Here is a 26488-nt window from a genome sequence, read left to right as displayed (position 1 = left end):
TGGGAGTGAACCCCCCAGGCTATGTCAAATCATCACTTAAAAACCAACCAGCCAAACCAACCAGCAAGCGTAGAGAGATACACAAATGCCACAGAATCCAGATAGAATTGTAGACCACGTTGATTTATTCAAACAGCCAGAATACACCGAACTGTTTGAAAACAAGAGAAAGAACTTTGAAGGCGCTCACTCTACTGAAGAAGTAGAACGGGTATCTGAGTGGACAAAATCTTGGGACTACCGGGAAAAGAACTTCGCTCGTGAAGCACTGACAATTAACCCTGCTAAAGGTTGCCAACCTGTAGGCGCAATGTTTGCTGCTTTGGGTTTTGAAGCTACTCTACCCTTCGTACAAGGTTCTCAAGGTTGCGTTGCTTACTTCCGTACACACTTGAGCCGTCACTACAAAGAGCCTTGCTCCGCAGTGTCTTCTTCGATGACAGAAGACGCAGCCGTATTCGGTGGCTTGAACAACATGATTGAAGGTATGCAAGTTTCATACCAACTGTACAAGCCAAAGATGATTGCTGTTTGCACTACCTGTATGGCTGAAGTTATTGGTGACGACTTAGGCGCGTTCATCACCAACTCTAAGCAAGCTGGTTCTATTCCTCAAGACTTCCCCGTACCCTTTGCTCACACTCCTAGCTTTGTTGGTTCTCATATCACCGGCTACGACAACATGATGAAGGGCATTCTGTTAAATTTAACAGAAGGCAAGAAAACAGCTAACAGCAACGGTAAAATCAACATTATTCCTGGTTTTGATACCTATGTAGGTAACAACCGCGAAGTTAAGCGGATGCTGAATGCAATGGATGTTGACTACACCATCCTGTCTGACAGCAGCGACTACTTCGATTCACCCAACACTGGTGAATTCGATATGTATCCAGGCGGTACAAAGCTAGAAGATGCAGCTGATTCTATCAACGCTAAAGCGACTGTTGCACTCCAAGCTTACACCACACCCAAGACCCGTGAGTATATCTCTACTCAATGGAAGCAAGAAACAAAAGTATTGCGCCCCTTCGGTGTTAAGGGTACTGATGAATTCTTGACAGCTATCTCTGAATTGACTGGTAAAGCGATTCCTGAAGAATTGGAAATCGATCGCGGTCGTTTAGTTGATGCTATCACTGATTCCTACGCTTGGATTCATGGTAAGAAGTTCGCTATCTACGGCGATCCTGATTTGATCATCTCCATCACCAGCTTCTTGTTAGAAATGGGTGCTGAACCAGTACACATCCTCTGCAACAACGGTGATGACACCTTCAAGAAAGAAATGGAAGCGATCCTCGCAGCTAGCCCATTCGGTAAAGAAGCTAAAGTTTGGATTCAAAAAGACTTGTGGCACTTCCGTTCCTTGTTGTTCACTGAGCCTGTAGACTTCTTCGTGGGTAACTCCTACGGTAAGTACCTGTGGCGCGATACCAAAATCCCCATGGTACGGATTGGTTATCCTCTGTTCGATCGCCACCACTTACACCGCTATGCTACTCTCGGCTACCAAGGTGGTCTAAACATCCTCAACTGGGTTGTTAACACTCTGTTGGATGAAATGGATCGTAACACCAATATCACTGGTAAGACCGATATCTCCTTTGACTTGATTCGCTAGAACTTGCGCGATTAAAGTCTACAGACAAATGAGTGCTGAGTCATGAGTTCCGAGTGCTGAGTAAAATTTCCTACTCAGCACTCAGGACTCAGCACTCAAAACTTCCCGATTCCCAATCCCTATTTCCTCTATTCACCTCAACTTCCTAAGTATGTCATCAACTCACACTCACCCTCATCCTAATTTCCATCCACCCAACTATAAGAAACCTGGCGCTTTTGATGTTCTTAGTCCTTTGCGTCGGTTAGTGGAAAATGTTCCCGTTAAACATAATCGTTTCGCTCATATCATCTGTCAAGTAATCCCTTGCTGTTGTCCTTTTGAGCGAAATATTAGTTTATTTGGGAAGTCTATCCATATTCCCGCTTTGTGTAAACTCAATCCGCTTTATGACGATTTTGTCGGGTTGCGTTTTCGCGCTTTAGCTTATTTAGCTGATGAATGTGGAGAGGATGTAACGAAGTACATTTGCTAGAGGCTAGAGGTTAGAGGCTAGGGGCTAGAGATGAGATATTTTCTGGCTTTTTGTGTTACCTAATCATTTGGCAATCTATCTTGCAAAGGTCTATTTTATGAAAATGAACCCACCGATACACACTGATGAATTATGCTAATTCATTCAGAAAAGTACAGATGTAATTCTACTTTCTTAATTACGAATTACGAATTACGAATTACGAATTAACTTGTGTGTCTGGTTTAGAGAAGATTTTTGCAAGAGTTTATTATGAACAGTCATCAGTTGATGAGTTGATAATTAAATCAGTTAACAGTTATTACAGTTTCAGTCGGGGATTTGACCCCAAGATAAATACATCACTGATAACTGTTAACTGATAACTGTTAACTGTTAAAAACTCATTGCTGATGACTAATAACTGACAATTATCAATGTCGATCGCCTACGAGAAGAGAGATGAAGAACACCCAAGGTAAAATCAACGAGCTGCTGAATGAGTCGGGATGTGAGCATAACCAACACAAACACAGCGAAAAGAAGAATAAGTCTTGTACGCAACAAGCGCAACCGGGGGCGGCTCAAGGGGGCTGTGCTTTTGATGGGGCGATGATTTCCCTTGTCCCGATTGTCGATGCGGCTCATTTGGTGCATGGGCCGATCGCCTGTGCTGGTAATTCTTGGGGTAGTCGTGGTAGTCTCTCTTCTGGACCCCAAATGTATAAGATGGGTTTCACTACCGATATGTCAGAAAATGATGTGATTTTCGGTGGAGAAAAGAAACTCTATAAGGCAATTTTAGAAATACATCAGCGCTACAATCCATCGGCGGTGTTTGTCTACGCTACTTGTGTGACGGCTTTGATTGGTGATGATATCGATGCTGTGTGCAAAACTGCGGCAGAGAAAATTGGCACTCCTGTGATCCCAGTAATTGCGCCGGGATTTATTGGTAGTAAGAACTTAGGCAACCGCTTTGGTGGTGAATCTTTATTAGAATATGTTGTCGGCACAGCAGAACCGGCATACACAACACCCTATGATATAAACTTAATTGGCGAATATAACATCGCCGGGGAAATGTGGGGAGTCCTGCCGTTACTAGAAAAATTGGGTATTCGCGTCCTGTCCAAAATTACAGGCGATGCTCGGTTTGAAGAAATCCGCTATGCTCACCGCGCCAAGCTGAACGTGATGATCTGTTCACGGGCGCTGCTCAATATGGCGAGAAAGATGGAGGAAAAATACGGTATCCCCTACATTGAAGAATCTTTTTATGGCATTGATGATATGAATCGGTGTCTGCGGCAAATTGCGGCTAAATTGGGCGACGCTGATTTGCAAGCGCGGACAGAAAAGCTGATTGCTGAGGAGACGGCTAATTTAGATTTGGCACTGGCTCCTTATCGCGATCGCCTCAAAGGTAAGCGAGTTGTATTATATACAGGTGGTGTTAAGAGTTGGTCGATTATCTCGGCAGCCAAGGACTTGGGCATTGAAGTTGTGGCTACCAGTACGAGAAAGAGTACTGAGGAGGATAAGGCAAAAATCAAAAAGTTGCTGGGTGTCGATGGCATCATGCTAGAGAAAGGCAATGCCAAAGAACTGCTGCAACTGGTGAAGGATACACGAGCTGATATGTTAATTGCTGGTGGTCGGAACCAATATACAGCCCTAAAAGCCCGGATTCCCTTCCTCGATATCAACCAAGAACGCCATCATCCTTATGCTGGCTATATGGGGATGATTGAGATGGCGCGGGAGTTGTACGAAGCGCTTTATAGCCCGATTTGGGAGCAAATTCGCAGACCTGCGCCTTGGGATGAGGATGGAACCTGGGTACAAGGATATACAAGTAATCAAAATCATATTTTGGCATCTATAGAGGAGTTTATCTGATGGCGATCGCTATCGTTCCCTATTCCCTATTCCCTGTTCCCTGTTCCCTGTTACCTGTTACCTCTATAGAGGAGTTTATCTGATGGCGATCGTCACCATCCCTAATAAATCGGTTGCAGTTAATCCTCTCAAACAAAGTCAAGCTTTGGGCGCATCTCTGGCATTTTTGGGATTGAAGGGGATGATTCCTCTGTTTCACGGTTCCCAAGGTTGTACAGCTTTTGCCAAGGTGGTGTTAGTCCGGCATTTTCGGGAAGCAATTCCCCTCGCCACGACAGCAATGACGGAAGTAACTACCATTTTGGGTGGTGAAGATAATATCGAGCAGGCTATTCTCACTTTGGTGGAGAAGTCTAGCCCAGAAATTATCGGGTTGTGTAGCACTGGACTGACAGAAACCAGGGGCGATGATATAGAACGCTTCCTCAAGGATATACGCGATCGCCATCCCGAAATATCTCACCTCCCAGTTGTATTCGCGCCTACACCAGATTTTAAAGGGGCGTTGCAAGATGGATTTGCGGCGGCTGTGGAAAGTATCGTTACAGAAATTCCCCAACCAGGGAGAACCAGAAGTGAACAAGTGACAATTTTGGCTGGTTCTGCTTTCACACCAGGAGATTTGCAAGAAATTAAAGAGATTGTCACCGCTTTCGGCTTAGTCCCCATCTTTGTTCCTGATATTGGTGCTTCCTTAGATGGACACCTAGAAGATGAGTATGCAGCAATCACAACTAGCGGCACAACTGTAACCCAGCTACAAAATGTTGGTTGTTCTGCCTTTACCATCGCCTTGGGTGAAAGTATGCGCGGGGCGGCGCGGATTTTGGAAGATCGGTTTAACATCCCCTACGAGGTGTTTACTGAACTGACAGGATTAGAACCAGTTGATGAATTTTTACAAGCCTTAGCCATCCTCAGCAGTCAACCAGTTCCAGAAAAGTACCGCCGTCAACGTCGCCAACTCCAAGATGCGATGTTAGACACACACTTTTACTTCGGTGCAAAGCGCATCTCTTTAGCCCTAGAACCAGACTTACTTTGGTCAATGGTACACTTCTTACAGTCAATGGGGACACAAATTCACGCCGCCGTCACCACCACACGTTCACCTTTGTTAGAAAAACTCCCCATCAAGAGTGTCACTATTGGTGATTTAGAAGACTTTGAAGAACTAGGAGTGGAATCTGACCTACTAATTGGTAATTCTAATGTAGTTGCGATCGCTAAACGTCTTTCCATCCCCCTCTATCGTCTCGGTATCCCCATCTATGACCGTTTAGGTAATGGTCATTTTACCAAGGTCGGCTATCGCGGCTCAATGGAAGTCTTATTTGGCATCGGTAACTTATTTATAGATGCGGAAGAAGCGAGAGTTAAAAGTTTATGGGGAATAGAAGTTAGTGCTGAGTAACGAGTGCTGAGTGCTGAGTAATTTTACTTCAAACTCAACACTTCAAACTCAACCCTCAGAAATCCTGTACGGGCGTATTGCAATACGCCCCTACTCCCCACTCAGCACTCACCACTCAGCACTAAAAAGAGGAGTAATCAGAATGAAAATTGCCTTCACCACCAGCGACCGAGTTCATGTTAATTCTCACTTTGGATCGGCAAAAGAAATTGATGTTTATGAAATCAATGCTGAAGGATATCAATTCTTAGAAACATTGAAATTTGAGAGCGATTTAAAACAGGATGGAAATGAGGATAAACTCGCGCCAAAACTAGAAGCATTGGGTGATTGTGCCATTGTTTATGTTGTGGCTATTGGTGGGACTGCGGCTGCTAAATTAATCAAAAAAGGTGTGACTCCCGTAAAGGCGCGATCAGAGGAAGAAAAAATTAGTGAAATCCTCAATAAATTAGTCGAAACCTTGAAAGGAAATCCCCCACCTTGGTTGCGGAAAGCCTTGCAACCAAAAACCACAAATTTTGCTGATGAAATTGAGGACGAAGCAGTAGTATGAGTCCAGAAAATAATTTAAACGGCACTGCTGATAGTGTAGTTGCCACCTCACCATTTTTAAAAACATTAGTCTTACAAATCCGGGGACAAGATGCTTATGGAGTTTACCGGAGTTGGGCTGATGATTTACTTCTCAAAGCTTTCGTTGTCACCAAACAAAAGAAACGGGAAATTTCGATTGAAGGTGAAGTTGACGCAGTAACTCAAGCCCGAATTATGTCATTTTTCCGGGCTGTAGCTGCCAGAATTGAACAAGAAACAGGCTTAATTTCTCAAGTTGTGATTGATTTAAGCCATGAAGGTTTTGGTTGGGCGCTAGTTTTTTCTGGTCGTCTTTTACTCACTGTCAAAACCTTACGAGATGCACATCGCTTTGGTTTTGAATCTCTAGAAAAGCTAGCAGAAGAAGGCGAGAAATTTGTTGAGAAAGGACTTGATTTAGCTAAACGCTATAAAGAAGTGAGCAAACTGTAAATAAACTCTGTGCCTCTGTGTCTCTGTGGTTAGTTAAATCTTTTCCACCACAAAGGCACAAAGACACAAAGGAGAAAAAGATGCAAGTAGAAGAAACGAGTATTGAGGCACTTAAAACCAAAATCAAACGCCTCAACAGTCAAGCTGGGCAAATGAAAATGGATCTGCATGATTTAGCAGAGGGTTTGCCGACAGATTACACAAAAATTATGGATGTTGCGGCGGCAACTTTTGAAATTTATCGTCAGCTTGACGAACTTAAGCAACGGCTCAAGCAATTGGAGAATGTTAAATGACTAAGACTATCGAAGACTTCAAGAAAATTGTAGATGCAGAAGAATATTTTCAATTCTTTGAACTACCTTATGACCAAAAACTTGTCAATGTTAATCGTTTGCATATTTTGAAAAAATTCGCTCAACTAATTAGCGAAATAGATACGAATTATCCTAATTTAAGTGTTGAGGAAAAGTTAACTCAATATTCTTTAGCTTTGCAACAAGCTTATGAGGTTTTTCTAGAGTCATCACCCCAAGAACAAAAGCTGTTCAAGGTGTTTAACGACAAGCCAAAAAATGTAATCACGCTGACAGAACTCTCGTCTGATTAAGAGGTATTAAAGTGATAGACCTAACGCCTACCGAGTTAGAACGTTATAGTCGCCAAATGATGCTTCCTAATTTTGGCGAAGCAGCTCAAAAGCGCCTAAAGTCAGCAACGGTTTTAGTGACAGGAGTGGGGGGATTAGGTGGTACGGCGGCGCTTTACTTAGCAGTAGCAGGCGTTGGGCGACTAATCCTAGTCCGGGGTGGTGATTTGCGACTTGATGATATGAATCGTCAGATTCTCATGAGTGATGATTGGGTAGGTAAACCAAGGGTATTTAAAGCGAAAGAAACCCTACAGGCTATCAATCCTGATATCCAAATAGAAGCAGTCCACGATTACATTACCCCAGAAAACGTAGATTCACTAGTGCAATCTGCTGATATGGCGCTAGACTGCGCCCACAATTTTACAGAACGTAATTTGCTGAATGAGGCTTGTGTGCGCTGGCGGAAGCCAATGGTGGAGGCGGCGATGGATGGGATGGAAGCTTATCTAACAACGATTATTCCTGGTGTGACTCCTTGCTTATCTTGTCTGTTTCCCGAAAAGCCGGAATGGGATCGTCGTGGTTTTTCTGTTCTCGGTGCTGTCTCTGGAACCCTGGCTTGTTTGACAGCCTTGGAAGCGATTAAGTTAATCACTGGCTTTAGTCAGCCTCTACTTTCACAATTGCTGACAATAGACATGAATCGGATGGAATTTGCTAAACGTCGTTCATACCGCGATCGCTCTTGTCCAGTATGCGGCAATAATGCACCCTGGCGATACAACCAGCCTAATTCTATGGAACCCAGTAGTAATTGCACACATGGTTAGTCATTAGTCAATGGTCAATGGTCAATGGTCATTAGTAATTAGTTAGCACTCATCACTCATCACTCATCACTCATCACTCAGCACTAAATAGGAGATTTTAATGACTGTCACTTTAACAGAAAAAGCAGAATTTCGTCTGCGAGCATTCTTACAAGGTTCCGCAACTGACACAGAAGAGACAAAAAAAGGTATCCGCGTCTCTGTCAAAGATGGTGGTTGTAATGGCTACGAATATGCAATGGATATCACCAGCAAACCGCAGCCAGATGATTTAGTAATTCCTCAAGGTAAGGTGTTAGTTTACGTCGATGCTAAAAGCGCACCTCTTTTAGAAGGAATTGTCATCGATTTTGTCGAAGGGGTAGTAGAAAGTGGTTTTAAATTCACTAACCCCAACGCCACTAGTACCTGCGGTTGTGGAAAATCTTTCCAAGCAGGTGACTGTTCACCCGAAGGTGTACCTTGCAGTTAAATAATTCGTAATTCGTAATTATTTTCCTAATACTAGTAGTCTACTAAACAAATTTTGATGCTTAAGAAGACGCAATAAATCGCTGTCTCTATAAAACATCTATTCGTCAATTAGTCCTGAATAGACTACTAAAAAATTATTTCTTCAATTACGAATTACGAATTACTAAAGGCTTCCTGTAAACGCAACGGACACTTGCTCCCCATCAAATGCAGTGTCTAAATCCGCATCATTTCTCGAAGAATTCAGGGAGAATTCAAAACTTCGAGAAAGCCAATTTAATCCTATAAATCTGAGGAGAATCGGAAAATGGCTAGCTATCAAGTTAGATTGATTAACAAAAAAGAAGACCTCGATACCACAATTGAGATCGACGAAGAGACAACAATTTTGGAAGGGGCTGAAGAACATGGTATCGAATTACCTTTCTCTTGTCATTCTGGTTCTTGTTCTAGCTGTGTAGGTAAGGTTGTAGAAGGCGAAGTTGATCAATCTGATCAAATTTTCTTAGATGATGAGCAAATGGGTAAAGGATTTGCTCTACTTTGTGTTACCTACCCTCGTTCCAACTGCACAATTAAGACACATCAAGAACCATATCTTGCTTAATCAATTGCTGTAGTCGCTACTAATCACAGCTTTTGTCAGCATAGTTTATGTCAGGATGAATGACATTCTTCATCCTGATTTTTTATCCTCATTTGAGATACTATTAATGTTTACTCCTTTTAGCGTAACTGGTAGCTCATTGGATTTGCTAAAAACAGGCGATCGCGGTATAGTCAAGTTCTGTAAGATTCAAGATAAAACTATTATCAAAAAATTCTCATCACTAGGTTTAACAACAGGCACGACTATCACTGTAGAACAGCATTTCCCTACTTTAATTGTTAAAGTGGGTAGTATTTTATTAGAAATAGATAAAGAATTGGCACGGGCTATTTATGTGCGGATAATTTAAATAATTTTTCTTAAGGTGTCTTTCATAATATTACACCTGTGAAATAAACTTTATTTAACTTAAACTCTGCGTCGAATTTAGCATCCTCTAAATTTGCACCTCTAAAATTGGTAATACCAGTTTTCGTGATTTCTTGAATCACTAATTTTAGCGATCGCATTGTCAAAGCCAGTAAAATCAAAGTCAATATCCCCCAAAAACCACCGATAATATAATGTTGGATACTGAGATATGCAAAAGCTACACTACTAATTAAAAAAGCTAAACTATAATTACATATAAAACCTGCAACTGCAATAATTACCCGTATCCAACCATTCTGAAAAGTCAAACATAAAATTGCTGTGATCATAGATGCAATCAATGCTGAAATTACAGCAGCCTGGGGATTCTTATTATAAAAAATCCCACCATAATAAAAACCCATTAATGCGGCTGAGGCTATTCCTGATAAAATTGTGATGATCTTTTCTAAAATTGGCTGCGCTGGAAAAACTCTCCTGAAACTTGCACTGATTCCAGAAATTAGCAAGCTAATAACTAAAGCTTGAGTGTAGTTCCATGCGGGTAGTTCTGGAGTATTGCCTAGTACACCAAATCCCATTTCACTAATTGCTGTAAAAACTATCAATCCAACTATCAATGCAGTGATTAACAAACTGATAAAAACTCTGGGTGATTGACCAAATTTAGCTTTCACAAAATTAACTCTTTGTAATTGTGCATGACGAAAATCACATCCTCGTAAATCAGCACCACTAAAATTTGCGTCATTAAGTTGGAGTCCGGTAAATGAGCGATTTTGCAAATTTTGATTACAGAAATTCAGGCGATCGCTATTCATTTGCAAATTTTCAGGTAAAATAATTTACCTTTAAATTAACAAATTTAGTAATGAAATGGCTATTTTTTCCTAAAAAAACTAACTATTACTGGATTATCAGCACTATTTTTTTATCTTTACCCATATTAATGTATGGTTGGAGTCATTTTATTCGTCCACACCGCAGCGAAACAAAACAAAAATTATTTCCTGGGATTGTTTATCAACGTCTGATAGAATCAAATCCCCGTCCAGTAGTGATTCATACTGTTACCATTGATTTAACGACACCAAAAATTAAACCAGTAGTAACTCCCAGTATTGAAAATTCAATCAACAATACCATTGATCATGAAACTAAAGCTAGAACCACAGTAGAATTTGTCCAAGAATTTCCAGTTCAACTGGCAATTAATGGCAGTTATTTTTATCCTTTTAGTGAAGTGACACCTTGGAGTTATTATCCTCATAGCGGAGATAAAACCAACACAGTAGGACAAACTATTGCTAATGGTAAAATCTATGCCCGTAAAAAATCAAACTGGTATGTTTTATGCTTTACTAACAAGAGTCAAGCTCAAATTCCCGGTGGTGAAGAGTGTCCAAAAAATACTACTCAAGGAATAGCCGGAGATGACATATTAATTTTTCAGAATAAACCCAAAAATCCGGCAAATTTCTACAACGAAAAACCATATCCCAGAGTTGTGGTAGCTACCGACAAACTAGGGAAAAAATTATGGTTAATTTTAGTGGATGGCAAGCAACCACTATATAGTGAAGGCATGACTAAAACTGAATTAACACAATTTTTGACAAAATTAGGAGTCTATTCAGCCATAAATCTTGATGGCGGAGGTTCTACCACCTTAGTAGTTGCAAATCCAGAAAATCAAGGTAAGCCAAAAGTTTTAAATGCACCAATCCATACTAAGATACCAATGCGTTCTCGCCCAGTTGCTAATCATTTAGGATTTTATACTGATTTTTACTCAAAAATTGAGTGAATAACTTAATTTTTAGACAGCAAAACCAGTTTCTTCATGATTTAAGTTTTTAGCGATCGCTCAATTAAAGAATGAATTATATCAAAGTGCTGACACCAAAGAGGTAGTGACTTACTAACAGGTGCAGATAAGTTAGTAGACAGAGGTGTTGCTGAATTTGATTGCTTTATCGTCGGTACTGCTGATGGGTGCTGAAAACTACATTTAATCAATGGCGACTATGACATCCGAGGATTTAATCAAGGCATAAGCTTGTTTACCCTCAGCAAGTTCTAACTTGTCAGCAGATGATTTGGTAATAATGGAAACTATCTCTACCCCAGGTGCTAGTTCTAAAGTTACTTCTGTGTTAACTGAACCAGCAACAACCTTTTTCACTGTGGTTTTCAAAAAATTGCGAGCGCTAACTTCCATATTTTTATGACCCTGGATGTTTACATCAGTTACAATACCAACATTTTGAATAGCTAATTGGTATTTTTAGATTCTCTTAATAATTTTGTTGGATATAAATTAAACAATCAAAAAAAATCAGTACACCTCTGTCCCCTCTTTTCCTATTCCCTACCTACGCAGATAATTTCCATAATCAAGTCGAATTCCTATATATTTATTTTATAGACAACGTGATAGATAAATGATATTTGATTAAAACCTCAATCGCTGGATAAAAAAATCTGACATCATACAAGATAACCCTCAAAATGACTGCTGTTTTAGTAATTTTTAAGCGTATTTAATCAATGTATACGCGGATCTTGATAAACATTAATAATCCTGGCTGATCAGAGTGATACTATATAAGTAAGCTAAATTGTTAGCAGTGAACCTAAACTCAATCAAAAGCGATTATGAGGTTCTCTCAGACATTCTTCCCTTAATACTGGTGCAACTAAAAAATTGAGTAGACAATGATTACCGTCAGCACAATATTCTGGGAACACTGCGTAAATATTTCCACCGAACAACCAGATTAATAAGTATGTCTCTCACTACCTTAAGCGTTTTTCCACACCAAATTTCTATTTGAGTGTAGGCTGTGCAAATGCAGTTTGGGAAAATTGCAGCAGTTTAGAAATCATTCCCTTACTTGCAAAAATAAGGAGCAGTAATTATGAAAGCCAAACAAATTATGACTCAAGATGTAACTACTATTCGTGGTTCTGCCACAGTAGCAGAAGCAGTGAGATTATTAAGGCTGAAAGGACTGCGTGCTTTGATTGTTGAACCTCGTCACAGTGGGGATGCTTATGGTATTGTGACTGTGGCTGATATTGCAGGCAAGGTTGTTGCTTATGGTAAAGATCCTCAGAGACTTCATGTTTATGAAATTATGAGTAAACCTTGCATCGTTGTCGATCCTGATCTCGATGTAGAATATGTAGCCCGGTTATTAGAAAACACAAATGTGTGGTGTGTACCTGTAATTAGGGGTGAATTACTGGGCATAATTTCTGTGAGCGATATTGTTGGCAAGAGTGATTTTATTGCTAAACCAAAACTAGTATTTTTGCGCAAAGAATTACACAAGGCGATCTCAGATGCACGGGGAATTGCTGCTAACTATGGTTCAGATTCTAAAAGAGCGATTGAAGCTTGGGATTTCGTAGACGAGATTGAAGCTGAAGCTTGTTTTTATGGTTTACCAAAACCAGAAAAAACTTCACGAGAGCTATTTTCTGAACAACCACAACTTGTTACCGCAGGTTAATACCTGCATTTCTCACAAAACGATAGGGGCGGGTTAACGAGATATTCGTGAATGATTGAAGCATATTTGTGAACCCGCCCCTACAGTCTTTGGACTTCGGTTTGATAAATGTCGTGAGAAATTCGGGAATTGTGTTGAGAAATGGTGGGCATTGCTCACCATTTACTCTACTTAGGGATGATGAGGAAAATTTGTTTAGAAACAATAATTGATTATGAACTTACAGAGTCAGCAAAATATGAGTACAGCAACTAGTAAATGGTTAATTACTAGAGGCTATGATCCTGAGAATTTAAATCAAAGAGGAGAAAATGGTGATACGGCTTTAATCAAAGCCACACGAGAAGGTGTTTATCCGGTTGTGCAAGAACTCATTGATTTGGGTGCAGATGTCAATGCGAAGAACAATGATAATAATAATGCTCTCTGGTTTGCTTGTTTTGGCGATCGCTATGATTTAATCAATTTGTTGCTAGGCTCTGGCATTAATATCAATAACCAAAATGATAATGGTGCAACTGTATTAATGTATGCAGCATCAGCAGGTAAAATGGAGGTTGTTAAATTATTACTACAATATAAGCCTAATTTAGATTTAAGAAATTTGGATGACTTTAAAGCCATAGATTTTGCCAGCAATGTGGAAGTTTTAATGATATTAAAAAATGCCAGAAAATGATTTTTAAAAGATTTATTTATTAGTTGGTGCTGATATTAAAAGTGCGAGCGATCGCTATCCGTTGCTTTTGTCCCCTAGACAGGTTATCTGGGTAGTATTGGGCATAATTTTGCAAACCTACAGCTTGTAGAATAGCAGTGATTTTTGCATCTACATTTTTATTTATAAGTTTGACTTTAGCGATCGCTTCGCTAGATTAATTTGGTGGATCAAAACGATTCACAATTGTAGCCCATACAATCATTGGTGAACCTACCCCTAAACAAAACAACCACTGCTGTAAACTCAAAGGTGCTGTCTCAAACACGTCATTAATTAATGGCACATGGGCAAAGATAATTTGTAAAACGATCGCACCGATAATGCCAAATGCGATGGCGGGAATATCAACATTCTCTTTAATTGTGCCGTCCATTTTGGCGATTAAATTGGGAATTAATTGACTAATACTCAAGAGATAAAATATCCGTCCAGCAATGAGGGAGTTAATCGCCATTGTTCTGGCTAAATCAATGTTACCTGTTGTTTGGCGGATATATTCAAAAACACCAAAGATGACAATCCAGTTAAATAATGAAATTGCTAAGATCCGTTTGATGCGACTGCCTGATAGTAAGGGTTCATTGGGATGACGGGGCGCTTGCTGCATGACGTTTTGTGCTTTCGGCTCAAAGGCTAAAGGCACGGTCATAGTGATGGAATTTAGCATATTTAACCAGAGGACTTGTAGGGATAAAATCGGTAAATCTCTGGCAAATAATGTACTAATTAAAATTGTCATTGACTCCCCACCATTAACAGGGAGAATAAAGCAAATTGCTTTCAACAGGTTTTTATAAACTGCTCGTCCTTCCTCAATTGCTGCTTCAATGGAAGCAAAGTTATCATCAGTTAGCAACATATCTGATGCTTCTTTGGCGACTTCTGTACCCGCGCCACCCATAGCAATCCCTATGTCTGCTTGTTTTAAGGCGGGTGCATCGTTGACACCATCCCCTGTCATGGCGACTACTTCACCTTTGGATTGCAAGGCTTCGACTAGACGCAGCTTTTGTTCTGGTGCAACACGGGCAAAAACTACTCCTTCTTCAGCAACTTGGGCTAGTTCTGTTTGATCCATTTTGGCTAGTTCTGCACCAGTGAAAGCGAGAACTGAACCATTTTTATTGATACCCATACGACGAGCGATCGCCTGAGCTGTGATCGCATGATCGCCTGTGATCATCTTCACCTGAATTCCGGCTGATTGACAAGCTTGTACGGCTTTAATCGCACTCTCACGCGGCGGATCGATCATGCCCTGCAATCCTAAGAAAATTAACCCATCAGCTATATCTGCATGATCTATACCATTTTGGCGATCGCTGACTGACTTTTTCGCCAACGCCAATACCCGCAAGCCTTGGCGCGCCATGATATTCACTTCTCGTTCAATGGTTGTGCGCCACGCTTCGCCCAGTTGGGATTTTCCATCACTATCTAATATCTGGTGACAGCGCTGAAGAATTGATTCTACTGAACCTTTAACATAGATAGTCTTACCGACTGGTGTGGTATGCAGGGTTGCCATATATTGATAGTCAGACTCAAAGGGAATACTATCAACTCTCGGCATTTCTCTTGCTAAAGTAGGCTGACTCAAACCTGCTTTATTCGCTGATGTAATTAACGCCCCTTCGGTGGGATCTCCCATCACCACCCATCTACCATTCTTTGTTTCTAAATGAGAATCGTTACACAGCAAGCCAGCAACGAGACATTCCTGCAAACCTTGAGCGCTGTTTAAATCAATTGGTTGATCATCTATTAAAATTTCTCCATCGGGCGCGTAACCTACACCACTAACTGTATATTGATGTCCTCCGGCGTAGATTGCTTGTACTGTCATCTGGTTTTCTGTCAAAGTTCCGGTTTTATCAGAACAAATCACAGTCGCACTACCCAAGGTTTCCACTGCCGGTAATTTGCGAATAATGGCGTTACGCCTTGCCATGCGGGAAACACCAATCGCTAAAGTCACAGTCACAACGGCTGGTAAACCTTCGGGAATAGCACTAACCGTTAACGTGACTGCTGCTTCTAAGGCTTCTTGAAAACCTCTAGAGCTTAAACCGACAGCAAAACACAGGGTTGCTAATCCCAACACCATGTATAGCCAATTTTGACTAAATTTATTAAATTTTCGGGTTAAAGGAGTAGAAATATCTGTATGTTGCTCCATTAACTGAGAAATTCGTCCTGTTTCGGTATGATTTCCTGTAGCGACGACAATCCCAGTCCCTTGTCCGAAGGTGACAAAACCCCCCGCATAAGCCATGTTTTTGCGTTCTGCTAATCCTGTATCTGGCTGTAAAACTTGGGGATCTTTTTCTATGGCGACAGATTCACCAGTCAAGGCAGATTCATCAATTTGCAGGTTCCGCACTTGAATTAAGCGTAAGTCTGCGGGTACTTTATCGCCAGAAGTCAGCAGCACCACATCCCCAGGGACTAATTCTCGTGAGGGGACGCGGATTTTTTGCCCATCCCGAATAATAGTAGCCTCTGTGGTGATGGCTTGGGCTAAGGCAGCGATCGCACTTTCGGCTTTTGATTCTTGGATAAATCCGATTATGGCATTGGTGGTAGTCACACCCCAAATTACCCCAGCATTCACCAAGCTACCACTCAACGCTTTCACCAAACCTGCAAACAACAAAATAATTAACAATGGCTGGTTGAATTGCAGCAGAAACTTTAACCACCAAGGCTGAGTTTTCCTGGCGGTGAGTTCGTTTGCTCCCACACTTGTGAATAACTGTTTTGCTTGGGCGCTATTTAAACCCATCTCTGCATCGGTTTTCAGATTAGCGATCGCTTCTGGTATATCTAAGGCGTGCCAAACTGTCGGCTGTTGTTTTCCTGGTGCAATTACAGCTTGCATCATAATTATTTGTTTTCTGTGAATTGGTGTTAAAAATAAAATAACACTATTTATTAGTGCCAAAATACATTTAACACTATTTATTTTCAATAGCTAGCATAATTATCACCAATGGTTGCGGAAAGATCGAGTATGCTATCCCTTAGAGTGAGGATGAGAACTACCCCTATACCTCAAAGTAAAAACGTGAATCTGGATTTATCTACACCATTACAACTGATTGGGCGCTCAGGAGAATTTCAGCGCATTGTTGAAGTCCTAGCGCAAGATGGTGACTTGTTAATTACTGGAGTACCCGGTAGTGGGAGACGTACTTTAGTCAGAGGAGGTGCAGAAGAAGTCGGTGCTGTTGTGCTGGAGGTAGACTGTATCCGCGCTACCGATGGTGGGAGATTTTTACAGTTATTAGCAGAAGCGATTAGTCAAAATTGGCAACCAGAGAAAATTCACAACTGGGTTACTCAAACTGAGAGTGAGTTTTTTGGCTTTCATCCCGAAAGTAAGCTGAAATTATTGCGTCCCCTCAGCGAAAAACAGCTATGGCAAGCATTTGAACTATTGCTAGAGTTGCCGCAAATCATGGCTATTGATTTAAATCAGCGCGTAGTGTTGATTTTACAGAGTTTCCCCCACATCCGTTCATGGGATCGCAATGGTTTATGGGAAATAACATTCCGGCGTAAAATCAAAGCACACACTCACGTCAGTTATGTTTTGATTGCCACCATTGCTGAGACAGGGAATTATGCAGATGAAGATAATTATCCCTTAGAAACCTTACAGTTACCACCCCTCAGTAGAGATATCCTGGCAATGTGGGCGAGAGAAATCTTACATACAGCCAAACTCACATTTGATCCGCGTTCCGCAGCACTGCAATTATTTTTAGACGCAGCACAGGGACATATTGGTGATGCGATCGCTTTAATTCGCCGCTTGCAAACTTCTACTCGTGCTGATGGGTTGATTAGCGAGCAAGATGTTCAACAGGCGATCGAAGGATTGCTCAAAGATTTATCAATGACTTATGAATCTTTACTCATGTTACTACCAGCTAACCAAGTACATCTTTTAGAATGTTTAGCTTTAGATCCTACAGAAAAACCTCAAAGTAAAGATTACATTCAAAAACACGGACTTTCTAGAGGTGGTAGCCTCCAAGGTGCGCTAACTGGTTTACAACATAAAGGTTTAATTTATGGTGCAGAACAAGGTTATAGATTAGCACTACCATTATTAGCTTTGTGGTTACAACAAAGATTGAGTTGAACGAAACTCCCAGGAGAAAAATTACCGTTTTCAACTCCTTGCTAAAATTAGTGATATCAGTCAATTTACTATATACAAGAAAACTATGATATCTACTCAGATAAATTCTGCTCTTTTAACAATTCCGCCCTTAGAAAATGGTGACAAGCTCACTCGTGCTGAATTTGAGCGACGTTACCATGCTATGCCTAATCTCAAGAAAGCAGAATTAATTGAAGGAGTTGTTTACGTGGCATCACCATTGAGAATCAAAAGTCATGGAGAACCTCATGCTTATGTTATGGGTTGGTTAGCTACATACAAAGCAGCGACCCCAGGCGTGGGTTTAGCTGACAATACGACAGTCATCATAGATGCTGACAACGAACCTCAACCAGATGCTTTATTAAGAATTGAAAACGGAGGACAATCATCCATTACTGATGATGATTACTTGGCAGGAGCGCCCGAATTAATTGTAGAAATTGCGGCTTCTAGTGCTTCCTATGATTTGCATGAAAAATTAAAAGTTTATCGTCGTAATCAAGTTCAAGAGTATTTAGTTTGGCGAGTGTATGATCACCAATTTGACTGGTTTAAGTTACAAGCAGGTGCATATATTCCCATAGAACCAAATCCAGATAATATCATTTGCTCTCAAGTCTTCCCTGGTTTATGGTTAGCTAAATCAGCACTATTAGCAGGAGATTTAGCTCAAGTATTAGCTGTTTTACAGCAAGGATTATCTACACAAGAACATCAAGATTTTGTCCAAAGTAAATATTAAGGTAGGGGAGGCAAAAAGCGGCGTGGATGTTCCTCCCGCTTTATTGCCGTTGTGTTACAAATCAGTTATCAGTTACCAGTTAATAAACACGGTTAACTGTTCACTGTTTATCCACCATATTTCTCCGTGCGTTAAGCCTAAAATGAAGAATGTTAGTAATTCGCCATCAGCATTAAAAGTTATGATATCTGTTGATAAAAATTATTCTGTTGGGACAATTTTGCCCTTAGAAAATGGTGACAAGCTCACTCGTGCTGAATTTGAACACCGCTATCATGCTATGCCTCATATCAAGCAAGCAGAATTAATTGAAGGAGTTGTTTACTTGGCATCACCTGTAAGAGCGAAAAAACACGGTAAACCTCATAGTCACATTATGACTTGGTTAGGCACATATGAAGCTGCTACTCTAGGAGTAGAAACACTGGATAATACTACAGTGCGTCTCGATGCTGACAACGAACCTCAACCAGATGCTTTATTAAGAATTGAAAACGGAGGACAATCATCCATTACTGATGATGATTACTTGGCAGGAGCGCCCGAATTAATTGTAGAAATTGCGGCTTCTAGTGCTTCCTATGATTTGCATGAAAAATTAAAAGTTTATCGTCGTAATCAAGTTCAAGAGTATTTAGTTTGGCGAGTGTATGATCACCAATTTGACTGGTTTAAGTTGCAAGCAGGTGCATATATTCCCATAGAACCAAATCCAGATAATATCATTTGCTCTCAAGTTTTCCCTGGTTTATGGTTAGCTAAATCAGCACTATTAGCAGGAGATTTAGCTCAAGTATTAGCTGTTTTACAGCAAGGATTATCTACACAAGAGCATCAATCTTTTGTGCAAAAATTGAGTGAATCATCCATCAGCCAAAAACAATAGAGACGTAACGATGCTACGTCTCTAATAATCAATTTGTGGGTGAACCACTATTGGCGAGATTTACCCTCTGATAATTCGGGAATCTAAAATTCAACAAGCACGAGAATGTTGTTGTACCTGAACTAGAGACAAAAGTTCTTGTGAGGTGAGGCTGCGTTTTTTCTGTACAGATTCTTGTCGCACTGCATCTAATACAGATTGCGTTTCTTCGTGATTCAAAATAATGCCGTGTTGTTGCAACACACTAGATAATAGATGTCTACCAGAATGCTTACCTACGACTAAACGCCTTTCTCTACCAACTTCTTCTGGTGCAAATGGCTCATAGGTATGGGGATTTTGTAGTACACCGTGAGCATGAATTCCTGATTCGTGAGCGAAAGTATTTTCACCGACAATTGCCTTCCAAGGCGGTACATCATAACCTGATGCTGAAGCTACTAATTGAGATATTTCTGGCAAACGCCTTGTATCTATTTCTAAATCATAGTGATATATATGTTTAAGAGCCATCACAACTTCTTCTAAAGCTGCGTTTCCGGCTCTTTCGCCTAAACCATTAACTGTAGTATTTACTGATAAAGCACCTGCTTTGATTCCGGCGAGAGCGTTGGCGGTAGCTAAACCGAAATCATTGTGAGTGTGCATTTCTATGGGTATAGATAAGGATGTGACTAACTGTTTCACCTGGGTGTGTGTTGTGAAGGGATCAAGAATACCTACTGTGTCACAAAAGCGAAATCGAGATGCACCCCATTCTTGAGCTGCGAGTACAACATCCAACAGAAAGCTTTCTTCAGCTCTAGATGAATCTTCGCCACCGACAGATACAAAAAGTCCTTGATCTACAGCAAAGCTAATACTGTCTTGGAGTTTTTGAAAAACTACTTGCCATTGTCCTTGAAATTTGGCAGCAATTTGAATTGTGGAAACAGGAACAGATATATGTACTCGTTGTAAACCACAAGCAATAGAAGCTTGAATATCAGAAATTACAGCCCGGTTCCAGCCGAGTAGATGTGCTGATAAATCTAGGTTAGTAATTGTGGCGATCGCTTGTTGTTCTGTTTTACCCATTGCTGGGGTTCCCACTTCAATTTCCTGCACACCAATCGCGTTGAGAAATTTAGCGATCGCTATTTTTTCTTCTAGGTTAAAAGCAACGCCAGCTGCTTGTTCTCCATCGCGGAGCGTCGTATCATTAATCAAAACTTGGTTCATTTGGTAAATGTCTCCGAGGAAACAAAGGTAGATTGTTAGCCTGAATTTGGTAGAACACACTCTAAAACTAAATGAGTGCCATAACTACATTTAGCTAGAACTTTTAGCACATATCTAGCACACTTAATTTAACGTGAGTTCGATGCAAAGGATTTTGACCTCACCCCCAGCCCCTCTCCTACAAGGAGAGGAGAGTAAAAACGTTAATTCATGAAGCCAGCAATTAAAAAGAGAAAAATGAGCAATTTTTCCACAAAGTCTAATTTTTTAGTTAACTAGACGTAAGCTTTAACATATCATTTCGACTTCTTTCTGCATACTGTAGACACCATCACCTTTTTATCTAGGGGATAATGATTTTATGCAAATATTTCCTAAAAATTAAATGTACCTATAAACATTGGCAAAATTATTGCCATAGATACTATTGCCAATTTAATCTGCTTTTAAATCAGACATTAACTCTGTGGTTTCTGCTACTGATTCAACATCAGTGATTCTCACGTGTTCAAAAAAGCGAGAGATCCAAGGTAACGCCATTAAAATTCCTGCTAAAACTAGCAAGAATATCGAAATTCCTAAAAGCTGATCACGGGGAATTTCCAAAACACCACGCAAAATTACCTCTCGTAATGCGGAAACTATGGTAATTTCTGCGGCTGCGCCTACTGATATCTTTTGTGATTGCAAATAGTCAATTAATAAGCGAAATAATTCTACTAGGATCAAAATAAATAAAATATCTGATGTGACTTCCCGTAAATCTAATGGACGCAAAAATGACAAAAACATATCTCCCAAGCGGATCAGCATAACACAAAATAAGCCGACGCAAAGAGAAATAATAATAATATCTTGAAAAAATTCTAGATTATTGACAATTCTATCTCGATTAAACCAGCTATTTATCTTGATAATTATCCTTTGGGGCATATTACCTCTAGAGATTCATAATTTATCTCTATGTTAAGTAATTTTAAAAATAAATTTTATAATCATTTAGACAGTTTTTAGTAAATCGATAATTTTTTTAAATTAAAATGTGATTTACACAACATTTACTTGCTTTCGGAATCTCGAATCCACAATGCTAAACCTCCTCCACGTCCACGAGCCGCAATCAAATCTTCTGTAACTATAAAAAAAGCAAAAAAGGGTAGCTTAGTGATAGGTTGAGTATAAAAATCTTCAGTCTGCATTTTACCAGAGCGAATTTGCTGACGGTAAATTGTCCGTCCAAATACATTAATCAACATTTGCGTAAAATCGAAAGCCAATAAATTTTTCTTACCTAAATGTTTTGCTGGCCCTGTAAGTTTTAATGTGACTGTACTCCATTGCACTTGATTGCTAATCTCACCTCTAGTTAAATCTTGTTCTGAAGCGTAACTAAAGGCAAGATGAATGGCTATAAATTGAGGTATGTACCAACCTTTACCTAAAATAATCCCCCCTCGTGCTTTAGCTTTTTTTGTACCTGTCGCAAAACACAATCGCCATTTACCTATTAAGGACTCAAAATTATTAGTTAGCTGTTGTTGCTTGGCTACTTTTTCGGCTTGTAACAAAGCATTCACTAATACTTCCGGTGTGGGACGAGAGCTATTTTTGGCTCGATAGGCTGTTGCTACCTGAGATAGGATGAGTGCAAAATTATCTGTATCGGTAGATGTCAAGTGATTATTCATGAGCTAGCTAAAAATTTAATTTTTTCTTTATTTTTATCATTGAATATCCGCTAGGTTAGTATACCAAGATTTATTGCTCAGTGAGCTGATTTGGGGTGTAGAAATAAAGAGCGATCGCCTCAACTAAGACAGGCGATCGCTTTGAGCTTTTAGAGGAAATTATATAGTTGACCTACTTATGATCAAAGCATTGAAAGTCCCCAGAGATTATGAAAATTATTTGTTAAATGTGAACTGTGTTTAAATTTTTCGTAATTACGTTTACTGGCCCAGAACAATAAATACATAGTTCATTGGCAATCTCTACAGCCGCTTGAGGACTCTTATCTAAATACATAGCTGTTAAAGCAAAGTGCTGTCCTGCTCCAATAGCACTGAATTCATTAATTTTCTCAACTAAGTAGCTATTGCTAACTCTAAAGATTTCGCTTCCCATACCAATTAAATAGCTATTCTTACGCCCAAAAGTATCATCCTTTTTTTTAGCCCAAGCATAAAATTCGACAATAAAATCTAAAACTGACTCTATTGTTGCGGCTGATGGCTTATGATTTCTGGCAAAGATTTGCATAAAACTTAATTCCATCACATGACCCACGCTACCAATAATCATGTCATTAACTTCAAATAACTTACCCTGTTCATCTCCAGTTACACGAGAATTTTCAGTTAAGTAACCATTCACACGAATACTATCAGCTGCAAACTCTAATTTATCAGGATATTTTTTCGCGGCAACAACGCTCATAATTATTGAAGTTAAGACTTATTACTTATATTGTATCCAAAAATAAAATAGATTTATTAAATCAATTTCCTCTAGTCCAGAGATCGTAGTAGGGGCGGGTTAACAGATATGCTGACATTATTCACCAATATCTCACTTAACCCGCCCCTACCGCTTGTGAGAAATGCGGGTAGCCTCTGTTGACTAAAAATATGTACCTCACTTAACTGAGAAACGCTACATTACCTATTACCTATTACCTGATCTACGCAAATCAGTTGAGTAATCAAAGCAGATATAGCATTGATTGATTTAAGGTTTCCAGCCTGTGATAATATTGGGATATTTTGCTGGTTGAGAGAAAATTTGCTCAAAGCCATTCTGTCGTTGTGATGGTGTTTCTTGACTCAAATTCCAGAGAGTTTCGTAGAAAAAGAAAGAGACTCCAGCAAAATTGCGATCGCGTACTTTCTGCACTTGAGTTTTTAGCTGTTGCATGGGTACAGAGCGATTTTTCAACCCAGCTAAAATCCCCACACTCACAGGAATATGTTGTTTAGCTGCTTTGACTTCTGGATATTCTAATTCTTTGACAAACACATTCAAATCATCTCGATAAATCTGCAATACCAATTCTTCAATTAGTCCCATGCGTTCCCATTTTTGCCAGTCTGCTAAAAAGTAATCGTAGGAGAAGCGTTGGGGATTAGGAGCCACGGAAACTAAGCAATCTTTTTTAACAGCTTTGATGGCTTTAAAAACTCTTTGCATGAAGTTGGTGATTTTACTGGCTCGCCAACGCACCCACTCAGTATCTTTAGGATTTTTGGCTGGGGCTTTTCCTCCGTGTTCTCGCTTATATAAAGCCACTGTGTAGGCATCATAGCCCAGTTCTGAGGGTAAGCCGAAATGATCATCGAATTGAATCCCGTCAATATCGTAGTTGCTGACGATTTCTATGATTAAATCTTGGATAAATTGTTGCACATCAGGACGAAAAGGATTTAACCAAACTCGGTTATGTGTGCCTTCTTTGACGATGCGAGTACCGTCACTGCGATTAGTCAGCCATTGGGGACGATTTTTAGCTAGCAGCGAATCAGCCGGAGCCATAAACCCAAATTCAAACCAAGGAATGACGGTTAACCCCCGTTTATGTCCCTGATCGACGATTTCCTTGAGCATATCTCGCCCTTGTAATCCTGGAGTGGGATCGAGGGATTTGCCAATTACCTTTGCTGCCACTTTGCTAGGATAAAGTGTATATCCCCAGTTCCATACCGCCGGATACACTGTGTTGAAGTTAAGTTCATCAAGGCGTTGTAGGGATTTTTTTAGGCGATCGCTCTCAAATAGTACATCACTATCAATATTAGTTAACCACACTCCTCTTAACTCAGATGTCAGTGATGAACTAGGTGTGATTTGAGCATTCACAGGTAACGATAGCATCACTGTAGTTACCAAGCTGAAAATCATGATGATTGCAAACCATGTCTGCTTTTGAATTTGATAAACTTTCCGTAACAAAAAATCCTCACACCACTCTACAAATGTTTTCATACATCTTTACAGAAATTACACCAGAAAACATGAACCATGACTGCTATGGCTGACTAGAAGTTGCATTTTTAACTACAAGCTGGCATAAAACAATATAAATTTATCTCTAACTAGCAGACTATTTTGATGACATTTCTTTGCTTTGCTGACTACACTATCTTTATACTTAATTGACAAATGTAAAATCTATACTTCATATTCAGCTATTTTTCCATATTTAGGATTATGCTAAATGTTAGGAATAAAAATTAATCATCCAATTGCTAAAAAACACTGAAAATAAAACTAACGTTCCTCAGTAAAAGTACTGGCAAAGCATACCACTTGAACAAGTAAACATCAGGCTAATCATGAAAAGTTTAAGTAATTCACCAGATGTACTGACAGATAGTACAGTAGCGGCTCAAAGATTAGCAAGAGCAATGATGCTTGCTGGTGGAGATTTTTCCTTGATTTTAGCCTGTTGCAACTCTGTTAAAAGACAACAGCAAATACTGAATCTATTACATAAATCTTGCTTAACCAAGATCCAAGAGGTGACGCTGTTACCAACAGATGAGACACTTTACACAACCATTAAAACTGCCATTGGCACTGCTCAACCGGAAGCTCTAATAGTCAAGGGTTTAGAATCTGTCGAAGCAATAAACCAACTCATTCTGAGTGCAAATATCATGCGAGATGAGTTTCGCAAAGACTTTCATTTTCCCTTAGTGTTGTGGGTCAATGATGAAATTATCCATAAACTAGTTTGGTTAGCACCTGATTTGAAAAACTGGACGGCTAATACTATTAGATTTGAATAGATTTGCCAACACTTATTCACGAATATCTCATGAACCCGCCCCTAGTAGTTTGTGAAAAATGCAGGTATGCAGGGAGGTAGGCAATACCTACGGTAAGCTCCGCTAGCGCTCTAATTGCTGTTTCTACAGAAATACTGAGGAACAAATCATGAAGACAAGAGTGTCTAACTTCACATATACTGCAAAGATAGACTAGCAAGTGTTCATACTTAAACCTCAGTTTTGATCTTTGCTAAACTCACCTTGATTGTTGATGTCAGCACTTTATCTGAGGAATTATGTTAAGAAATCATCCTAACACCAAACAAGCCCGAATTTTTACTGCTTTAATTTTAACTGGGATTTTATCTGTAAGTAGTGGATTTACAGTCATCAAGAGTGCAACTGCTCTACCCAGAGATATTCTAGCCGCAACACCAAATGAACTTTCCCCAAAAAATACAAAAGTCAACCGCTTACCACGTCAAGTAGCTGATGCTGTCCTCAAAGACTTATCACAGCGACAAGGAATTCCCCTCAGAGAATTAAATATTACTAGTTATCGTCAACAAACTTGGCGAAATGGTTGTTTAGAACTAGCCCAACCAGATGAAATCTGCACCCAAGCTTTAGTTCCGGGTTGGCGAGTTGTGGTTTCTCGTGGTAAACAAAACTGGATTTATCATACCAATCAAACAGGTTCCGTTGTCAGACTCAATCAAAGTCACACAAGCACTGTTCAACCAATACCTATTCCCACTAGCGAGTTACCGCCACCCTTAGATAGAAATGTCATTTTCCGAGAAATTTCTAGTGGTGGCTTTGCTGGGAGAACTTACCAAACAGTGTTACTCAATGATGGGCAATTGATTCGCGTGCGCATTGGTGATGCGAATGACTCTGAACGGAGTGTGCGTCGTCTAACTCGCCAACAACTAAGGCAGTTTCAACAATTGCTACAACGTGCTAGAAGTGGTTTTAATAATCTCCGCTATCCAGCCCCCCAAGGAGCAGCCGATTTTATTACTTACACTCTCACTAGTCGCCAAGGTACGGTGGAATACAACGATATTTCCCAAGAGAGTTTACCTCAGAATATACAAGCAGTCATTAAAGCTTGGAAAAATCTAGCCAGTCCAAATAATTCATAAGCTAACTT

The 26488-nt window shown here is 40.0% G+C and carries 28 protein-coding genes; 20 read left to right on the top strand and 8 right to left on the bottom strand.

Annotation, left to right across the window (positions count from 1 at the left end):
* Positions 1-85 precede the first annotated feature (85 nt).
* The 12 genes from nifK (at position 86) to FD725_RS17180 (ending at position 9281) form a co-directional block, all read left to right on the top strand.
* Positions 86-1624: a nitrogenase molybdenum-iron protein subunit beta gene (gene nifK, locus FD725_RS17235; RefSeq protein ID WP_179049274.1), complete on the top strand. Its 1539-nt coding sequence runs from the start codon at positions 86-88 to the stop codon at positions 1622-1624.
* Between the two features lie 151 nt (positions 1625-1775).
* Entirely contained in the window at positions 1776-2099 is a 324-nt protein-coding gene (locus tag FD725_RS17230) for a Mo-dependent nitrogenase C-terminal domain-containing protein (protein WP_179049273.1), read from the top strand.
* A 441-nt stretch (positions 2100-2540) separates the two neighbouring features.
* Positions 2541-3980 carry a nitrogenase iron-molybdenum cofactor biosynthesis protein NifE gene (nifE, locus tag FD725_RS17225; RefSeq protein ID WP_179049272.1) on the top strand — a complete coding sequence of 480 codons (1440 nt, stop codon included), beginning with the start codon at positions 2541-2543 and terminating at the stop codon, positions 3978-3980.
* Between the two features lie 82 nt (positions 3981-4062).
* The gene (gene nifN, locus FD725_RS17220; protein WP_179049271.1) at positions 4063-5394 is read left to right on the top strand and encodes a nitrogenase iron-molybdenum cofactor biosynthesis protein NifN; all 1332 of its coding nucleotides are present in this window, start codon (positions 4063-4065) and stop codon (positions 5392-5394) included.
* Between the two features lie 142 nt (positions 5395-5536).
* Positions 5537-5950, top strand: coding sequence for a nitrogen fixation protein NifX (nifX, locus tag FD725_RS17215; protein WP_179049270.1), 414 nt, complete (start codon positions 5537-5539; stop codon positions 5948-5950).
* Positions 5947-6423, top strand: coding sequence for a NifX-associated nitrogen fixation protein (locus FD725_RS17210; RefSeq protein WP_179049269.1), 477 nt, complete (start codon positions 5947-5949; stop codon positions 6421-6423). The genes nifX and FD725_RS17210 overlap by 4 nt, the downstream gene beginning before the upstream one ends.
* 80 nt (positions 6424-6503) lie before the next feature.
* Positions 6504-6719, top strand: a complete 216-nt coding sequence (locus FD725_RS17205) for a CCE_0567 family metalloprotein (RefSeq protein WP_179049268.1) — start codon at positions 6504-6506, stop codon at positions 6717-6719.
* Positions 6716-7033 carry a nitrogenase-stabilizing/protective protein NifW gene (nifW, locus tag FD725_RS17200; RefSeq protein ID WP_179049267.1) on the top strand — a complete coding sequence of 106 codons (318 nt, stop codon included), beginning with the start codon at positions 6716-6718 and terminating at the stop codon, positions 7031-7033. The genes FD725_RS17205 and nifW overlap by 4 nt, the downstream gene beginning before the upstream one ends.
* 11 nt (positions 7034-7044) lie before the next feature.
* The gene (locus tag FD725_RS17195; protein WP_179049266.1) at positions 7045-7848 is read left to right on the top strand and encodes a HesA/MoeB/ThiF family protein; all 804 of its coding nucleotides are present in this window, start codon (positions 7045-7047) and stop codon (positions 7846-7848) included.
* A 100-nt stretch (positions 7849-7948) separates the two neighbouring features.
* Positions 7949-8320, top strand: a complete 372-nt coding sequence (locus FD725_RS17190) for an iron-sulfur cluster assembly accessory protein (protein ID WP_179049265.1) — start codon at positions 7949-7951, stop codon at positions 8318-8320.
* Between the two features lie 309 nt (positions 8321-8629).
* On the top strand, positions 8630-8929 hold the full coding sequence (locus FD725_RS17185) for a 2Fe-2S iron-sulfur cluster-binding protein (protein ID WP_179049264.1): 300 nt from the start codon (positions 8630-8632) through the stop codon (positions 8927-8929).
* Positions 8930-9035: 106 nt separating this feature from the next.
* On the top strand, positions 9036-9281 hold the full coding sequence (locus FD725_RS17180; RefSeq protein ID WP_179049263.1) for a FeoA family protein: 246 nt from the start codon (positions 9036-9038) through the stop codon (positions 9279-9281).
* Positions 9282-9303: 22 nt separating this feature from the next.
* Here FD725_RS17180 and FD725_RS17175 read toward each other — a convergent pair whose 3' ends face one another.
* The gene (locus FD725_RS17175) at positions 9304-10125 is read right to left on the bottom strand and encodes a pentapeptide repeat-containing protein (RefSeq protein WP_179049262.1); all 822 of its coding nucleotides are present in this window, start codon (positions 10123-10125) and stop codon (positions 9304-9306) included.
* 50 nt (positions 10126-10175) lie between these two features.
* Here FD725_RS17175 and FD725_RS17170 point away from each other — a divergent pair, with 50 nt between their 5' ends.
* On the top strand, positions 10176-11111 hold the full coding sequence (locus FD725_RS17170) for a phosphodiester glycosidase family protein (protein ID WP_179049261.1): 936 nt from the start codon (positions 10176-10178) through the stop codon (positions 11109-11111).
* Between the two features lie 204 nt (positions 11112-11315).
* Here the strand turns inward: FD725_RS17170 and FD725_RS17165 are convergent, their stop codons facing one another.
* On the bottom strand, positions 11316-11525 hold the full coding sequence (locus FD725_RS17165; protein ID WP_179049260.1) for a molybdopterin-binding protein: 210 nt from the start codon (positions 11523-11525) through the stop codon (positions 11316-11318).
* Between the two features lie 700 nt (positions 11526-12225).
* On the opposite strand from FD725_RS17165, the gene FD725_RS17160 reads away from it, so the two are divergent.
* Both FD725_RS17160 and FD725_RS17155 read left to right on the top strand, forming a co-directional pair.
* A complete protein-coding gene (locus FD725_RS17160; protein ID WP_179049259.1) occupies positions 12226-12822 on the top strand; it encodes a CBS domain-containing protein in 597 nt (198 codons plus the stop codon).
* A gap of 214 nt (positions 12823-13036) precedes the next feature.
* Positions 13037-13501, top strand: coding sequence for an ankyrin repeat domain-containing protein (locus FD725_RS17155; RefSeq protein WP_179049258.1), 465 nt, complete (start codon positions 13037-13039; stop codon positions 13499-13501).
* A gap of 196 nt (positions 13502-13697) precedes the next feature.
* Here FD725_RS17155 and FD725_RS17145 read toward each other — a convergent pair whose 3' ends face one another.
* Positions 13698-16427, bottom strand: a complete 2730-nt coding sequence (locus FD725_RS17145) for an HAD-IC family P-type ATPase (protein ID WP_179049257.1) — start codon at positions 16425-16427, stop codon at positions 13698-13700.
* A 129-nt stretch (positions 16428-16556) separates the two neighbouring features.
* On the opposite strand from FD725_RS17145, the gene FD725_RS17140 reads away from it, so the two are divergent.
* From FD725_RS17140 to FD725_RS17130, 3 genes are all read left to right on the top strand, one after another.
* Complete coding sequence (locus FD725_RS17140; protein WP_179049256.1) at positions 16557-17693, top strand: ATP-binding protein; 1137 nt, start codon at positions 16557-16559, stop codon at positions 17691-17693.
* Between the two features lie 85 nt (positions 17694-17778).
* Positions 17779-18459 carry a Uma2 family endonuclease gene (locus FD725_RS17135; protein ID WP_179049255.1) on the top strand — a complete coding sequence of 227 codons (681 nt, stop codon included), beginning with the start codon at positions 17779-17781 and terminating at the stop codon, positions 18457-18459.
* A gap of 181 nt (positions 18460-18640) precedes the next feature.
* Positions 18641-19345, top strand: coding sequence for a Uma2 family endonuclease (locus FD725_RS17130; protein ID WP_179049254.1), 705 nt, complete (start codon positions 18641-18643; stop codon positions 19343-19345).
* A 90-nt stretch (positions 19346-19435) separates the two neighbouring features.
* On the opposite strand, the gene nifV is transcribed toward FD725_RS17130, so the two are convergent.
* The 5 genes from nifV to FD725_RS17105 form a co-directional block, all read right to left on the bottom strand.
* Positions 19436-20566, bottom strand: coding sequence for a homocitrate synthase (gene nifV, locus FD725_RS17125; protein ID WP_179049253.1), 1131 nt, complete (start codon positions 20564-20566; stop codon positions 19436-19438).
* Between the two features lie 435 nt (positions 20567-21001).
* Positions 21002-21499, bottom strand: a complete 498-nt coding sequence (locus tag FD725_RS17120) for a phosphate-starvation-inducible PsiE family protein (RefSeq protein WP_179049252.1) — start codon at positions 21497-21499, stop codon at positions 21002-21004.
* 125 nt (positions 21500-21624) lie between these two features.
* Positions 21625-22254, bottom strand: a complete 630-nt coding sequence (locus tag FD725_RS17115; protein ID WP_179049251.1) for a hypothetical protein — start codon at positions 22252-22254, stop codon at positions 21625-21627.
* Between the two features lie 223 nt (positions 22255-22477).
* Positions 22478-23002: a hypothetical protein gene (locus FD725_RS17110; protein ID WP_179049250.1), complete on the bottom strand. Its 525-nt coding sequence runs from the start codon at positions 23000-23002 to the stop codon at positions 22478-22480.
* Positions 23003-23293: 291 nt separating this feature from the next.
* The gene (locus tag FD725_RS17105; protein WP_179049249.1) at positions 23294-24544 is read right to left on the bottom strand and encodes a glycoside hydrolase family 10 protein; all 1251 of its coding nucleotides are present in this window, start codon (positions 24542-24544) and stop codon (positions 23294-23296) included.
* A gap of 350 nt (positions 24545-24894) precedes the next feature.
* Here FD725_RS17105 and FD725_RS17100 point away from each other — a divergent pair, with 350 nt between their 5' ends.
* Together FD725_RS17100 and FD725_RS17095 are read left to right on the top strand one after the other, a co-directional pair.
* Positions 24895-25350 carry a hypothetical protein gene (locus FD725_RS17100; protein ID WP_179049248.1) on the top strand — a complete coding sequence of 152 codons (456 nt, stop codon included), beginning with the start codon at positions 24895-24897 and terminating at the stop codon, positions 25348-25350.
* A 278-nt stretch (positions 25351-25628) separates the two neighbouring features.
* Complete coding sequence (locus tag FD725_RS17095; protein ID WP_179049247.1) at positions 25629-26480, top strand: hypothetical protein; 852 nt, start codon at positions 25629-25631, stop codon at positions 26478-26480.
* The last annotated feature ends 8 nt before the right edge of the window (positions 26481-26488 follow it).

It is taken from the genome of Nostoc sp. TCL26-01 (assembly GCF_013393945.1).
Classification (GTDB): domain Bacteria; phylum Cyanobacteriota; class Cyanobacteriia; order Cyanobacteriales; family Nostocaceae; genus Trichormus.
This window is presented reverse-complemented; position numbering and strand designations above follow the sequence as displayed.

Bases quoted from the DNA above. Each gene is read 5' to 3' on its own strand.
- nifK (WP_179049274.1), top strand. From the start codon at position 86: ATGCCACAGAATCCAGATAGAATTGTAGACCACGTTGATTTATTCAAA.
- FD725_RS17230 (WP_179049273.1), top strand. From the start codon at position 1,776: ATGTCATCAACTCACACTCACCCTCATCCTAATTTCCATCCACCCAAC.
- nifE (WP_179049272.1), top strand. From the start codon at position 2,541: ATGAAGAACACCCAAGGTAAAATCAACGAGCTGCTGAATGAGTCGGGA.
- nifN (WP_179049271.1), top strand. From the start codon at position 4,063: ATGGCGATCGTCACCATCCCTAATAAATCGGTTGCAGTTAATCCTCTC.
- nifX (WP_179049270.1), top strand. From the start codon at position 5,537: ATGAAAATTGCCTTCACCACCAGCGACCGAGTTCATGTTAATTCTCAC.
- FD725_RS17210 (WP_179049269.1), top strand. From the start codon at position 5,947: ATGAGTCCAGAAAATAATTTAAACGGCACTGCTGATAGTGTAGTTGCC.
- FD725_RS17205 (WP_179049268.1), top strand. From the start codon at position 6,504: ATGCAAGTAGAAGAAACGAGTATTGAGGCACTTAAAACCAAAATCAAA.
- nifW (WP_179049267.1), top strand. From the start codon at position 6,716: ATGACTAAGACTATCGAAGACTTCAAGAAAATTGTAGATGCAGAAGAA.
- FD725_RS17190 (WP_179049265.1), top strand. From the start codon at position 7,949: ATGACTGTCACTTTAACAGAAAAAGCAGAATTTCGTCTGCGAGCATTC.
- FD725_RS17185 (WP_179049264.1), top strand. From the start codon at position 8,630: ATGGCTAGCTATCAAGTTAGATTGATTAACAAAAAAGAAGACCTCGAT.
- FD725_RS17180 (WP_179049263.1), top strand. From the start codon at position 9,036: ATGTTTACTCCTTTTAGCGTAACTGGTAGCTCATTGGATTTGCTAAAA.
- FD725_RS17175 (WP_179049262.1), bottom strand. From the start codon at position 10,125: ATGAATAGCGATCGCCTGAATTTCTGTAATCAAAATTTGCAAAATCGC.
- FD725_RS17170 (WP_179049261.1), top strand. From the start codon at position 10,176: ATGAAATGGCTATTTTTTCCTAAAAAAACTAACTATTACTGGATTATC.
- FD725_RS17165 (WP_179049260.1), bottom strand. From the start codon at position 11,525: ATGGAAGTTAGCGCTCGCAATTTTTTGAAAACCACAGTGAAAAAGGTT.
- FD725_RS17160 (WP_179049259.1), top strand. From the start codon at position 12,226: ATGAAAGCCAAACAAATTATGACTCAAGATGTAACTACTATTCGTGGT.
- FD725_RS17155 (WP_179049258.1), top strand. From the start codon at position 13,037: ATGAACTTACAGAGTCAGCAAAATATGAGTACAGCAACTAGTAAATGG.
- FD725_RS17145 (WP_179049257.1), bottom strand. From the start codon at position 16,427: ATGATGCAAGCTGTAATTGCACCAGGAAAACAACAGCCGACAGTTTGG.
- FD725_RS17140 (WP_179049256.1), top strand. From the start codon at position 16,557: ATGCTATCCCTTAGAGTGAGGATGAGAACTACCCCTATACCTCAAAGT.
- FD725_RS17135 (WP_179049255.1), top strand. From the start codon at position 17,779: ATGATATCTACTCAGATAAATTCTGCTCTTTTAACAATTCCGCCCTTA.
- FD725_RS17130 (WP_179049254.1), top strand. From the start codon at position 18,641: ATGATATCTGTTGATAAAAATTATTCTGTTGGGACAATTTTGCCCTTA.
- nifV (WP_179049253.1), bottom strand. From the start codon at position 20,566: ATGAACCAAGTTTTGATTAATGATACGACGCTCCGCGATGGAGAACAA.
- FD725_RS17120 (WP_179049252.1), bottom strand. From the start codon at position 21,499: ATGCCCCAAAGGATAATTATCAAGATAAATAGCTGGTTTAATCGAGAT.
- FD725_RS17115 (WP_179049251.1), bottom strand. From the start codon at position 22,254: ATGAATAATCACTTGACATCTACCGATACAGATAATTTTGCACTCATC.
- FD725_RS17110 (WP_179049250.1), bottom strand. From the start codon at position 23,002: ATGAGCGTTGTTGCCGCGAAAAAATATCCTGATAAATTAGAGTTTGCA.
- FD725_RS17105 (WP_179049249.1), bottom strand. From the start codon at position 24,544: ATGAAAACATTTGTAGAGTGGTGTGAGGATTTTTTGTTACGGAAAGTT.
- FD725_RS17100 (WP_179049248.1), top strand. From the start codon at position 24,895: ATGAAAAGTTTAAGTAATTCACCAGATGTACTGACAGATAGTACAGTA.
- FD725_RS17095 (WP_179049247.1), top strand. From the start codon at position 25,629: ATGTTAAGAAATCATCCTAACACCAAACAAGCCCGAATTTTTACTGCT.